The sequence below is a fragment of the Parabacteroides sp. ASF519 genome (genome assembly GCF_000364265.2).
Lineage (GTDB): Bacteria > Bacteroidota > Bacteroidia > Bacteroidales > Tannerellaceae > Parabacteroides > Parabacteroides goldsteinii.
This window is the reverse complement of the sequence record NZ_AQFV02000006.1, coordinates 6,401,885-6,415,413: the sequence shown is the minus strand read 5'-3', so window position 1 is coordinate 6,415,413 and position 13,529 is coordinate 6,401,885. Positions and strand designations below refer to the sequence as shown.

10 protein-coding genes are annotated in these 13,529 nt (G+C 40.2%); 8 read left to right on the top strand and 2 right to left on the bottom strand.

Annotation, left to right across the window (positions count from 1 at the left end; genetic code table 11):
* Window positions 1-72 precede the first annotated feature (72 nt).
* Window positions 73-1,074, bottom strand: coding sequence for a FecR family protein (locus tag C825_RS25850; RefSeq protein ID WP_010800695.1), 1,002 nt, complete (start codon window positions 1,072-1,074; stop codon window positions 73-75).
* A gap of 136 nt (window positions 1,075-1,210) precedes the next feature.
* Here C825_RS25850 and C825_RS25845 point away from each other — a divergent pair, with 136 nt between their 5' ends.
* The 7 genes from C825_RS25845 (at window position 1,211) to C825_RS25815 (ending at window position 11,763) form a co-directional block, all read left to right on the top strand.
* A complete protein-coding gene (locus C825_RS25845) occupies window positions 1,211-1,810 on the top strand; it encodes an RNA polymerase sigma-70 factor (protein ID WP_010800694.1) in 600 nt (199 codons plus the stop codon).
* A 110-nt stretch (window positions 1,811-1,920) separates the two neighbouring features.
* Window positions 1,921-2,355 carry a DUF6078 family protein gene (locus C825_RS25840; protein WP_010800693.1) on the top strand — a complete coding sequence of 145 codons (435 nt, stop codon included), beginning with the start codon at window positions 1,921-1,923 and terminating at the stop codon, window positions 2,353-2,355.
* A 235-nt stretch (window positions 2,356-2,590) separates the two neighbouring features.
* Window positions 2,591-3,754, top strand: coding sequence for a DUF4934 domain-containing protein (locus tag C825_RS25835; RefSeq protein WP_010800692.1), 1,164 nt, complete (start codon window positions 2,591-2,593; stop codon window positions 3,752-3,754).
* A 294-nt stretch (window positions 3,755-4,048) separates the two neighbouring features.
* Window positions 4,049-5,617: a S41 family peptidase gene (locus C825_RS25830; RefSeq protein WP_157310104.1), complete on the top strand. Its 1,569-nt coding sequence runs from the start codon at window positions 4,049-4,051 to the stop codon at window positions 5,615-5,617.
* A 266-nt stretch (window positions 5,618-5,883) separates the two neighbouring features.
* Entirely contained in the window at window positions 5,884-6,984 is a 1,101-nt protein-coding gene (locus C825_RS25825) for a DUF4934 domain-containing protein (protein ID WP_010800690.1), read from the top strand.
* Window positions 6,985-7,144: 160 nt separating this feature from the next.
* Entirely contained in the window at window positions 7,145-10,834 is a 3,690-nt protein-coding gene (purL, locus tag C825_RS25820; RefSeq protein ID WP_010800689.1) for a phosphoribosylformylglycinamidine synthase, read from the top strand.
* A gap of 164 nt (window positions 10,835-10,998) precedes the next feature.
* Window positions 10,999-11,763, top strand: a complete 765-nt coding sequence (locus C825_RS25815) for a glycerophosphodiester phosphodiesterase family protein (protein ID WP_010800688.1) — start codon at window positions 10,999-11,001, stop codon at window positions 11,761-11,763.
* A gap of 4 nt (window positions 11,764-11,767) precedes the next feature.
* Here C825_RS25815 and C825_RS25810 read toward each other — a convergent pair whose 3' ends face one another.
* Window positions 11,768-12,316, bottom strand: a complete 549-nt coding sequence (locus C825_RS25810; RefSeq protein WP_009859765.1) for an RNA polymerase sigma-70 factor — start codon at window positions 12,314-12,316, stop codon at window positions 11,768-11,770.
* A 148-nt stretch (window positions 12,317-12,464) separates the two neighbouring features.
* On the opposite strand from C825_RS25810, the gene C825_RS25805 reads away from it, so the two are divergent.
* The gene (locus C825_RS25805; RefSeq protein ID WP_044215148.1) at window positions 12,465-13,433 is read left to right on the top strand and encodes a FecR family protein; all 969 of its coding nucleotides are present in this window, start codon (window positions 12,465-12,467) and stop codon (window positions 13,431-13,433) included.
* Window positions 13,434-13,529 lie beyond the last annotated feature (96 nt).

Sequence of the window (13,529 nt, the reverse complement as noted above, 5' to 3'; positions counted from 1 at the left end):
CAGCATTTGCCTGGATTGTTTTTAGACTCTCCGGTTTCTTATCCCATAGGCATTCTGTTTTTATGGTTCGTATTATTTAGGTTTCACATAGATTACATCATCTTTGATCGAATAACGAATAGGTACGATCATTTCCAGCAACTTGAATATTTCGTCAGGCGATTCTTTCCGGATCGTCAGCGACAGGCGCTGGTCGACAGGAGTTCCCGGTTGGCAGACGAGTTCCATGCCGTACCATAGTTTAATCTTGTGTAAGATGACGGACAGTTTTTCGTTGTTGCATACCAACTTTTCGTTGATCCATAATATATATTCGGAGGCATCGACCTGCCTTATTTCATGAACGCCGGTCTCTTTATCCAGGATAATCCGTTGGTTGGGTTTCAAGAGGATGCTGTTCGGATTATTCGGCAGCTGTATTTCAACCTTTCCGGTGAGCAGGGTAGTTTCGCTGTTCATTTTATCCGAGTAATCCTTTACGTCGAAGCTTGTGCCCAGTACATTGACTGTCATTTGATTGGTCTCGACGAAAAACGGTGCCTGTTCGTTCTTCTTTACTTCGAAATAACCTTCTCCTTCCAGTTTGACTTTTCTGTATTTGTCGGAAAACTTTTCCGGATAAGTCAGCTTACTGTTCGTATTCAGCCAAGCGACGCTTCCGTCGGGCAGTATAACGGAGCCTTTGCTTCCCTTGCCCATGATGGCCTGGTTCATAATGACGGCTTCTTTCTCTATGTAAACGATATCCGGAGTGTTTCTACCTATATAATATCCTCCGATCGAACAAATCAGGAGAATGGCAACGGAGGCGGCAATACGTAAAAACGGGCGTATAGAACGTTTGGACGAACGGCTGTATTGTTCGTTACGGCGGACGTTCTCTTCAAATATCCGGAAAGCGTTTTCTGTGTAACCCGGCACATGCACCGGAGTCTTTCCGGATGCCAGCCAGATATCACGTAAGTCGATGAATGTCTTTTTATTCGCATCGCTTTCCCGTAACCAGGCGAGAAGACGTTCTTTTTCCTCCTTGCCGGCTGTTCTCTGTAAATATTTTAATATGATGTCGTTCATCCTTATTTTGTATCCCTTTCGGTAATTATTCGGTTACTCTTCTATACTTATCACAAAACAAAACCGTTTAACCCTACCTCAATGAGAAAAAAAAGATTATTTTTACGCAAATATTTTGTGAACCGGAGATACAGTAATGATAACCATCAGTGATAATAAGTTTAACGAAAGGGGTAGTAGATTGGGTGAATTTGTTTTATTTCAGAAGCTTTTTGAGGATTATTTTCGCTCTTTGGTCACGTACTCGTACCGGTATGTGAACGACTGGTCGGTGGGTGAAGATATTGTACAGGATGTGTTTATGGCTCTTTGGATCAACCGGGATAAAATTGATTTTGAGGAACCGATAAAACCCTACTTGTATCGGGCTACCTATAACAGATCGATTAACTACCTTAATTCCGTGTCGGTTCAGCGACGTGTAGATCATGCCGATATGCTGGATGAACTGATCGACCGGGAGATACTGTCGTATAACCAGCATGACAATCTGTTACTGAAAGAGATAGAAGAGGAGATCACCTCTTTTGTCGGTACGCTTCCCGAACAGCGTAAAAGAGTTTTTCTGTTGAGCCGTGAAGAAAATCTAAAGAACAAAGAAATCGCACTCCGTCTGAATATCAGTGAGAAAGCGGTAGAAAAGCATATAACCAAAGCCTTATCCGATATCCGTACCCACCTGACAGAAATCGGCCTGATGTCCGGGCTGATTTGTTTCTTGCTGAACCAACACTGATTGTATCCTACCATAGGGAAGCTTTATTATTCTGGTTAAATGCCACATTTGTGATGCAATTGTCTTGTATTTAAATAATAAAGCGTATTTTTGTTAAAACGATATATATTATGAATAAAGACTTTGATTACAATTTACTGCCGTATAAATTTACTCATTGTATGAACGGACAATGCAAACAAGCTGATAAGTGCCTTCGTAGCAGGGCGGCTCAGCATATACCGATCGAACGTAAGACCGTTACCTTTGTTAATCCTGCGCATACAAATCCTGCCAATGAAGATTGTCCCTACTTTAAGGCTGACCAGTTGCAGCAATTTGCCTTGGGAATGACGCATTTACTGGCGTATATTCCACATAATGATGCAATTGCTATCAAACGACAGATGTTGACCTATTTCGGACGAACGCATTTTTACCGGCTTTGGCGTAAGGAGCGTCTTTTTAGTCCCGAGCAACAGGAGTATGTCCGGCAATTGTTCCTTGAAAGAGGTCTTCAGGAAGCTCCCGTATTCGATGAATATGTAGAGCAATATGAATGGTAAAAGGATATAAGCCGTATTTTGTTTCTCCCTAATGAAACAGTTGTTTCTATGTAATGGAACAAGTGTTTCATTAGGGAGAAACACTTTTTTATCAGTATGTACCGGTTACCGGAAAAGTGACACATCTCTTGCGGATATGGAACTTTATTGATATATTGTACCCGAAACTTTGAAAGTTATACTATCGTTTCTAATATTGTCTCTATATTTTGTTTCACTTAAAATCTCAATGAATATGAAAAGAATAGGCAGTCTTTTAGTAGTTCTCTTCTTGTTAATGACAGGATGTGGAGACAGTAAGCAATCGGCAGAAGATCTTATCACCGTGGATGTAACAGCTAGTTATCCCAAAAAAGAACTGATCCTTCAGGATTTTATGGATGTGGAATACATTGCATTGGAAACGAATGATGAGTTTGTTAATCAGGGATTTGTTCAGGCTATAGGTAAGAAATACATATTAGTAAAGAATCGAAGCGCTGACGGGAATATTTTTGTTTACGACAGGAGCGGGAAGGCTTTACGAAAGATAAATCATAAAGGGCAAGGTGGTGAAGAATATTCATATATCTTAGGCATTGCCTTGGATGAGGACAAAAATGAAATGTATGTCCACGACCATTATATAAGGAAAATTCAGGTGTATGATTTAGACGGGAGTTTTAAAAGAAGCCTGAATTACAGAGAACAAACTAAGGATGGGTTTTATACGAATATAGTCAATTATGACAAAGATCATCTGATTTGTTATGATGAATATAATAAGGAGAAAGCTTTTGTTCTGATATCCAAACAGGATGGGAGTATTGTCCGGAAAATAACAATGCCGTTTAAAGAGGCTAAGTTATTAATGCAAAAGAAACAAGATGGGGAAATGACTTATTCTGTCACTCCCGGTCCTTATTCCAATATAATTCCTCACGAAGGCAACTTTGTTCTTTTAGAACTTTCTACCGATACGGTATATTCTCTTTCGCCGGATTACAACCTGCATCCGCTTCTCGTAAGAAATCCGCCTATTCGATCTATGAATCCTGAGGTCTTTTTGATTTTAAGAATGCTTTCCGATCGTTATTATTTCATGGAAACAGTGAAGAATGTGTGGGACTTTGGTAACGATAGTGGATTCCCTCGAACGTTTTTTATGTATGACAGGCAGGATAAGAGTTTTTATGAGTATACTGTTTATAATGGTGACTATTCAACTTCCAAGGAGTTTTATATGAATGATTTAAGGCATGTAAATCAGGAAATCGAATCATGGCGTAGAATAGAAGCCTACCAGCTTGTAGAAGCTAATGAGAAAGGAGAACTGAAAGGACAGTTGAAAGAAATTGCAGCAACATTGGATGAAGAGGCTAATCCTGTGATTATGTTGATAAAACATAAGAAACAATAGAGTCTTTATAACTATTTGGTTTGTCTTTTTTTACGGATAAGTTTGCTTGTCGATAATTATGGACGAGCAAACTCATCGGGTATAATGATGTTTACACAATAAAAGGTCTTAGATTGTATTAAGGTTATACCGAAATTCTATTTTTATATTATGTGGAAAATATATGTGATATTTTTTATTCTTTGTATTTCCTGTAATTATGAAGGTAGGAGAGATATGTCTAATTTGCCCGTTGAAGAATGTGATACAATCCAAATTAGCAATTTACACTTGTTATGTAAGGTATGGGGATTTATGAAATATTATCACCCAGATATAGCCAATGGAATGTATGATTGGGATAATGAATTATTTGAAATAATGCCTCGTGTTGTAAATATTAAGAGTAAAAAAGAAAGAAATCGAGTATTGAGTAAATGGATTAATAAATATGATATCCCTACTTCATGTAATAAATCATTATCAGATACTCAGATGCCGAATGTTAAAACTTACCCGGATATATCATGGATAGAAAATAAAGAAGAATTAGGCGAAGTATCTGATTTGTTGTTGAATATGAAATACTTAGAAAGGAATTGTGTCGGATTAAGTGTTGGAGGAGATTTGTATAAAGATTATTGTTATTTGGAGTTTTCAGAAGATGAAAAAAAAGTATTTTTTAAAAATGAGAATGATTACAAGGAATTGAAAGAAATTAAAAATAAATATTCATTGTTGGCATTATTTCGGATTTGGAATGTTATTCAGTACTATTATCCATATAAATATTTGATTGATAAAAAATGGGATGATGTACTTTTTGAGTATATACATAAGTTTGCTTCCGTAAAAAGTCTATTGGAGTATAAACTTCTGATATTAATGGTTTTGACAGAAGTTGAAGATACACATATGAATTTATGGGATGAAGATATACAGAATTGGATTGGAAATAGAAAAGCTTTAGTTAATGTTGAATTTGTTGAAAATAGCTTTGTTGTAACTGGAGTATATGATAAATATTACAAAAAAGTACCTCTTGAAATAGGAGACGTTATATTGAAAATTGATGGGAGATGTGTGCAGAATATAATAGAGGAAAAAAAGATGTATATATCCGCTTCAAATAACGCTGTTTTGATGAGGGAAATTTCTCTTCAATTGTTATTTACTGATAAAGAAAAATTGCATATAGAGTATTTAAGAAATAATCAACTGTTATCTGATAGTGTTGAAACGTACTATTATAAGTCTATAAAAAATAATGGCAATAGGAGACGTTATAAACCTTTGTTTGAATATATAGATGAGGATGTTGCTTATGTCTACCCGGGAAGTTTGTTCAGTGGTAAGATTCCGGATCAAATTAATACTAAAGGCTTGATTATTGATCTTCGTGACTATCCGAATCAAAAGAATATCAAGGAATATTTGGAGTTTTATCATTTATATAATGAATCAAAAGAGAGTGTTTTATTTACATATGGAAGTTCTACTTGGCCTGGATTGTTTACGTATTCTTATACAACCGTGGTCGGGAAGAAGAATGAGAATAGTTATAAAGGACTTGTAATCATATTGGTAGATGAAGGGACACAAAGTCATGGTGAATATATGGCAATGCGATACAGATGTGCCCCAAACTCTATCATATTAGGTAGTACAACAGCAGGAGCTGATGGAGGAGTTGTTAGGTTGGCCTTGCCTGGTGGAATTTATGTTCCGGTAGGGATTCAAGGTGTATACTATCCTGACGGAAGAGAAACTCAACGTATAGGAATAGTCCCTGATATTTGGATGGAGCCAACAATAAAAGGGATTCGGGAAGGTAGAGATGAGGTGTTAGAAAAGGCAATAGAGTTAATAAATGAAATTGAATGAAGAAATCATCCCCAACTTAACAGTAATTGATCTGGAAAACTGATCACAAAGGTGACTTTATTCCTTTGTGGGAGTTTATAAAGGTGTGATTGAGTTAATTTGTTATGAATGTGATGTTTGAGATAGTGTTGCTGTTTTTGTGCGTGTTGTGGAAGTAAAATATTATAATTTCTTGGACGCTATTTCTTGTTAAGATAAAATTAATCAGTAAATTGTACCCGAAACTTTGAAACAACACGTTTCTGTCGCTTAAATCTTGATTAATTATGAAATACGTGAAACTCTTTTTGTTGACTGTTGTGGTACTTTGTTCATTTAGTAATGAAAAAATACCCAAGATCGATTTACCTGCACACACTCCTAAACAGACTGCGCAAATGAGTAAATTGTTCCGTAAAGTAAGGTATGTTCCTCTGGAAACGACAGATGATTGTTTACTTTCTTATATCCATGTGCAGAAGATACAAGATTATATACTTGCCTGGGATTACGATAGCTGTTGTTTGTTTAGTGCTAAAGATGGAAAATTTATACGGAGAATAGGGCATAAAGGCGATGATCCGGAAGCTGTCTTTTCATTTTATGAGAATTTTTATAATCCGTATGATGGGCTCCTCTATTTTCAGGGTGTTGAAGGGATTCGGGTTAAGTACGGGCTGGATGGTAAATATGTTGGTAAAATGAAAGTCCCGTTGTCGACAGGTGTCTCTCCTCAATTTGTAGTACCATTGGACTTAACGACTTTTTGTGCTTTTTTTGCGAATAGAAGTGGACGGGAGAAGAAAAGAATAGTTTTGTTTGATCATAACGGAAATGTAAAAAAAGAGTTTCCTAATCATCATTTCGTAGAAACAAAAATGTATATTCTTGATACGGGTGATGGGCTTACGTATAGATATAAAGATAATCTTTATTTTAAAGAAATGTTTATAGATACGGTTTATCAAGTTAGTAAAAATCAGTTGAAGGCTGAATATATTTTAAATATAACATCCCGTTCTGTGCCCTATAAAGAACGTTATGACAGACATAAGGAAGCGATATCACCTTATTTTATATATGAAAATGATGTAAATATAGCTTTTCGTTATCATATGAATGGAGTAGGACAATTATGTGTTTATAATAAACAAGCAGGAGAAAGTTCTTACTATTTATGTGAAAATGGCCCGATTGATGATATCAACGGTTTAATGCCTGTTTGGATATCTACGATTTGTGATGACGGAACTTGTCTGGGAGTTTTGAATGCAGGAGATATTTGCGATTATATAGATGAAAATGGAATATCTTCCAATCCGAATCTCAATTTCCTGAAATCGATTTCGCCGGATGACAATCCGGTGGTGGTGTTTATGGAGAACTAAAAAAGAAATTCAGGAAGGTAGAGATGAGGTGTTAGAAAAGGTTGTAGAGTTAATAAATGAGAAGGACTTTAAATCTAAAATGTAAAGATGGATATTCTTATCTGCTACATATTTACTATCTTTGCAGTCTGTTATTGGAATATCTTAATAAATCGACGATATGATTCTATTCTTTCAATCTCCAACAAAGACGGTGCTGGCTGTTGAGGCGGCACATGCTTTCTCTCCTGAAGATGTTCAAAAGCTCGTTTGGTTGTTTAGTGAAGCCGCTCCACTCCAATCCGAAACATTGGATGGATGGTATGTTGGTCCGCGCCGGGAAATGATTACCCCGTGGAGTACCAATGCTGTGGAAATCACTCAGAACATGGGCTTGAGCGGTATCTCACGTATCGAAGAATACTTCCCAGTTTCTTCCGGTGAAGCTGATCACGACCCGATGTTGCAACGTATCTACAACGGCCTGAACCAGGATATCTTCACAATCAGTAAACAACCGGATCCGATTGTTTATATCGAGGATATTGCAGCTTACAACAAAAAAGAAGGATTGGCTTTGAGCGACGAAGAGGTTTCTTACCTCAATGAAGTAAGCCAGAAGCTGGAACGTAAGCTGACCGACAGCGAAGTGTACGGTTTTGCACAGGTAAACTCGGAACACTGCCGTCATAAAATCTTCGGCGGTACATTCGTTATCGACGGAGAAGAGAAAGAAAGTTCTCTTTTCAATCTGATTAAGAAAACTTCGGCAGAAAACCCGAACAAGTTGGTTTCTGCCTACAAAGATAATGTGGCTTTCAACGAAGGGCCGATGATCGAACAGTTTGCTCCGGCAAGCGGTGACAAACCTGACTTTTATGAGGTAAAAGAAATCAAATCGGTTATCTCGCTGAAAGCTGAAACACACAACTTCCCGACAACGGTTGAACCGTTCAACGGGGCAGCAACCGGATCCGGTGGTGAGATCCGTGACCGTCTGGGCGGAGGTAAGTCTTCTTTGCCTATTGCCGGTACAGCCGTTTACATGACTGCTTATCCGCGTACGGAAGGTGCCCGTGAATGGGAAAAGGTGCTTGATCCGCGTCCCTGGTTGTATCAGACGCCGGAACAAATTCTGATCAAGGCTTCAAACGGTGCTTCCGATTTTGGAAACAAGTTCGGTCAGCCGCTGATCTGCGGTTCGGTGCTGACTTTCGAGCATGAAGAAAACAATAAAAAATATGCTTACGATAAGGTAATCATGTTGGCAGGCGGTGTCGGTTATGCCAATATGCGCGATGCTTTGAAGGGTGATCCTCAACCGGGTGAAAAGGTGGTGTTGCTGGGTGGTGACAACTATCGTATCGGTATGGGCGGTGGTGCTGTTTCTTCTGTAAACACGGGGCAGTACACCAGCGGTATCGAACTGAATGCCGTGCAGCGTGCTAATCCGGAAATGCAGAAACGTGTATCGAATGTGATTCGTGCCATTGCCGAATCGGATAATAACCCGGTTGTTTCTATCCATGACCATGGTGCAGGCGGTCACCTGAACTGTCTGTCGGAATTGGTGGAAGCTACAGGCGGACATATCGATATGAGCCAGTTGCCTGTCGGTGACCCGACGCTTTCTGCTAAAGAAATCGTAGGTAACGAAAGCCAGGAACGTATGGGCTTGCTGATGAAAGAAGAAGATGTGGCCCGCGTAAGACGTATCGCTGACCGTGAACGTTCTCCGATGTATGTGGTTGGTGAAACGACTAACGATATGAAATTTGTATTCGAGCAGGCTGACGGTGTGAAGCCTATCGATATCAAGTTGGAATATATGTTCGGTAAACCGCCCAGAACGATCATGAAGGATCATACGGTGGAAGAAACATATGCTCCGGTCGTTTACAAAGAATCGGAACTGCATCATTATCTGGAAAACGTACTTCAGTTGGAAGCTGTGGCATGTAAGGACTGGTTGACCAATAAGGTGGACCGTTCCGTAACAGGTAAGATCGCCCGTCAGCAGTGTCAGGGTGAATTGCAGTTGCCGTTGAGTGACCTGGGTGCCGTAGCATTGGATTACCGTGGAAAAGCTGGTATCGCGACCTCTATCGGTCATGCTCCGCAGGTGGCAATGGTTGATCCGGCTGCCGGTTCTGTTATGGCTATTGCCGAATCGTTGACGAACATCGTCTTTGCTCCGTTGGCAGATAAGCTGACAGGTGTTTCTTTGAGTGCCAACTGGATGTGGCCGTGCCGTAACGAAGGGGAAGATGCTCGTCTGTATACTGCTGTTCAGGCCGCTTCCGATTTTGCTTGCGAACTGGGTATCAATATCCCGACAGGTAAAGACTCTTTGTCGATGACACAGAAATATGGCGACGATAAGGTGATTGCTCCGGGTACGGTAATTATTTCTGCCGGTGCTGAGGTAAGCGATATCCGTAAGATTGTTTCTCCGGTATTGGCTCACGAAAAGAACTCTTACATATATTATATAGACTTCTCGTTCGATACGATGAAGCTGGGCGGTTCCGCTTTTGCACAGACTTTGAACAAGTTGGGTGATGAAGTGCCGACTGTAAAGGATAGCGAATATTTCGCTGATGCTTTCAATGCAGTTCAGGATGCTATCGAAAAGGGCCTGATCCTTGCCGGACACGATATTTCTGCCGGTGGTATGATCACAACCTTGCTTGAAATGTGTTTCGCAAATGTAGAAGGCGGTCTGGAAGTCAATCTGGATAAGCTGTCTGAAACAGACATTGTGAAGATCCTGTTTGCTGAAAATCCGGGTATCCTGGTTCAGGTGAAAGACAAGAAGGTTTTCGAGAAATTGATGGAAGAAGCTGGTGTTGGTTGTGCGGTTATTGCCAAACCGACCGACGAACGTCATATCCTGGTGGAAAAAGAAGGTGTTCAATATCATTTCGGTATCGACTATATGCGTGACGTATGGTACGAATCGTCTTACAAGCTGGATATCAAGCAGAGCGGTAGCGTATGCGCAGGCAACCGTTTCGAAAACTATAAGATGCAGCCGCTGGAATTTAAGTACGGTAAGAACTTCACCGGTAAGCTGGCTGATTACGGTCTGACTCCCGACCGTAAAGGTAAGAGTGGTATCCGTGCTGCTGTAATCCGTGAAAAGGGTTGCCAGTGTGAACGTGAGACTTCTTACGCGTTGTATCTGGCCGGTTTCGATGTGAAAGACGTTCACATGACCGACCTGGCTTCGGGACGCGAAACATTGGAAGATGTGAATATGATCGTGTTCTGTGGTGGTTTCTCCAACTCTGACGTGTTGGGTTCTGCCAAAGGATGGGCCGGTGGTTTCTTGTACAACGAAAAGGCTAAGAAAGCATTGGATAACTTCTATGCACGTCCTGACACACTGAGTCTGGGTATCTGTAACGGTTGCCAGTTGATGGCAGAGCTGGGAGTGGTTTATCCGGAACATGAAAAGAAACATAAGATGTTGCATAACGATTCTCACAAGTTGGAATCAAACTTCATCTCTGTGGAAATTCCGAAGAATCATTCAGTCATGTTCGGTCCGATGAGCGGTCAGAAGCTGGGTATCTGGATCACGCACGGAGAAGGAAAATTCTGGTTCCCGTACGAAGAGAAGGAATATCATATCGCACTTAAATATAACTATGAAGGTTATCCTGCCAACCCGAACGGTTCGCCCTGGTCGGTTGCCGGTGTTTGCTCGCATGATGGACGCCACCTGGCTATGATGCCTCACCTGGAACGTGCCTTGTTCCCGTGGCAGTGCGGTCATTATCCTGCCGATCGTAAGGGTGACGAAGTGACTCCGTGGATCGAAGGTTTCGTAAATGCACGCAAGTGGATTGAAGAAAACAAAAAGTAACAGATAAATCTAATGATATTGAAAGGTGCATCTTAAGAGTGAATAACTCTTTCGGTGCACTTTTTTATGGTTGAAGTTTTTAGAATCCAATCAGATTCAGTAAGTTTACACCTTCGTTATACAATGTTGTTTGCTACGGATTCTAATACATAATATTCGATAAGATGAAGAAAAGATCAATGTTTACTATGCTGCTTGTCCTGTTCTTATGTGCAAGTAGCGTTTATTCCCAGACAAAAGTGATTGCCCACCGTGGGTATTGGGATTGTGAAGGTTCTGCTCAGAACTCGGTTACGGCTTTGAACAAGGCTCATGAGGTTGGAGCGTATGGCTCTGAATTCGATGTGTCTATAACGGCTGATGGCATTCCGGTTGTTAATCATGATGACAGTATTCAGGGTTTTTGTATAGAAACTTCTCTCTATGAACAACTGAAAGACCTGAAGTTGAAAAACGGAGAAACGTTACCGACTTTGGAAGAATACCTGATACAGGGAAAGAAAAATCAGGGAACTCAGCTTATTCTTGAAATCAAACCTCATAAACGAGTCGTGAATGAAGATAAAGCGGTTGCAACTATTCTTTATCTGGTGCAGAAATACCAGATGGAAGACCAGGTGGAATACATCTCTTTCAGTATGAATATTTGTAAGGAGTTGATCCGCCGTGCCCCGAGTGCCCAGGTTTCTTATCTTCGTGGAGAAGTTTCACCGGCAGACCTGAAGACATTAGGTTTTTCCGGCCTGGATTATCATTATAAAGTATTTGACAAACATCCCGAGTGGATTCAGGAAGCCAAAGATGCTGGCCTGACTATCAATGTGTGGACGGTGGACGATCCGGCTGTAATGGAATCGTTCATTGCAAAGAATGTCGATTTTATCACTACGGATAAACCGGTGCAATTGAAGGAGATGATAGGGAAATAACTTGCTATGCTGCAAGGAATAATTGCAGGAAGTAAATATTCTTTTTCAGATATTTCAACGCTTCATTGATGTGTCTTTCCACTGTCTTTGGGGTAATATCGAGTCTTTCGGCAATTTCTTTATAGCTAAGTTGTTCATGGCGGCTCAGGTAAAAGACCTCCTTTTGCCTGGGCGGCAATTCGTTTACCAGCCGTTCAATATAAATCCGCAGATCTTTTGCATGCAATTCCTCTTCTATATCATAAGCCTTGTCGTAAGCTGCAAGGATAGACATTTTATAGAAAGTTTCGTTGAAATTTTTCTTTGAATTGCTGAAAATCATATTCCGGGTGATGATGAACAGTAATCCTTCCAGATTTTCATTTTCATTTACATAACTGCGTATATCCCATAATTTGATAAATACTTCCTGTACTACTTCCTCGGTGGTAGAATCGTTTGTGTAATAGAGTCTGCAAAACTTGTAGACTTTATCGCAATACTTGTGATACAAAGAAGTAAAGGCCTCCTCGCTACCGTTTTTTAATGCCAGTATTAGTGTTTGATTATCCAATTTAGCTTCTTTATTGATTATTGCAAAGATAGAAAAGAATTGAAGAATAGCAAAAGTCTCTTTGAGAGAGAGTCGGTTTTGTTAAAATAAAAAAAGTTTGATATTCTTTTGGGGGATAACTCTGAATTTGGAGTATTTAGTGTTAGATATGAAGGAAATGAAAGAAGAAGATATTATAAAAAAGGCCCTGGCAGGCGGACTGACTGATAAGGAAAAAGAATTTCTGGCCGGTCGGGAACCTGTTTTACGCCATTTGAAAGAACAGTGGAATGAACCGGGAGATTCGTTTCTTAGTCCTGTGGCTAAAGAGCGGGTGCTGGGCCGGGTTATGCGGAAGATACATCCTTATAATACCCGTCGGGACTATTGGATGAAATATGCGGTAGCGGCCTCTCTGGCTCTGCTTATTTCGGTTGGCTCCTGGTTGATAGGACAAAGCGGGACAAAAGAGAAAACTATTTATGTGGTAAGTGCCGGCCGGCAGTCGATGGAGTCGTTCTATCTGCCGGATGGTAGCCATGTGTCGTTGAATGCCGGCGGAAGATTAACTTATCCGGAGTCGTTTGACGGAGAAAGACGGGAAGTCTCTTTGTCCGGGCAGGCTTTTTTTGAGGTACACCATGATCCGGAACACCCTTTCATTGTGAAAACAAAAAGTATGGATATAAAGGCATTGGGGACTGCTTTCGAAGTCTTTTGTGTTGACTCCCTTTCTTATGCGGAAATGATTCTGGCAGAGGGGGCGGTCGAAGTAAGCACAAAGAAAGAGCGGGAGAAAGGTGATGTCTTACTGGTTAAGCCTGATGAAAAACTGGCTTATGTGATGGGCGGAAAAGCCGAAATCATGCAAGTAAATGCCGATCAGTATTCATCCTGGCGCAGGGAAGGGAGGCCAAATTTCAAAAATGAAAAGTTGGGAATGATCCTTCCCCGTCTGGAAAGCTGGTATGGCATAAGTATAAAATGTCCGTCTGAACTGGCCGGTAAATATAGTTTTACCTTTTCTATTCATGATGAATCGTTGGAACTTTTGCTGGATATCATATCCAAGAGTTCTCCGGTTGCTTATCGTAAAAAAGGAGACAGCTTTGTCTTGTATGAGAAAGTTAATAAATAATTATGTTAAACTTAAATCAGGGATATATGAAAAACAAACAAACCGGATAATGAGAGACAGTAGGAATACTGGCTGATAAAGAGAAAGAAAAAACGC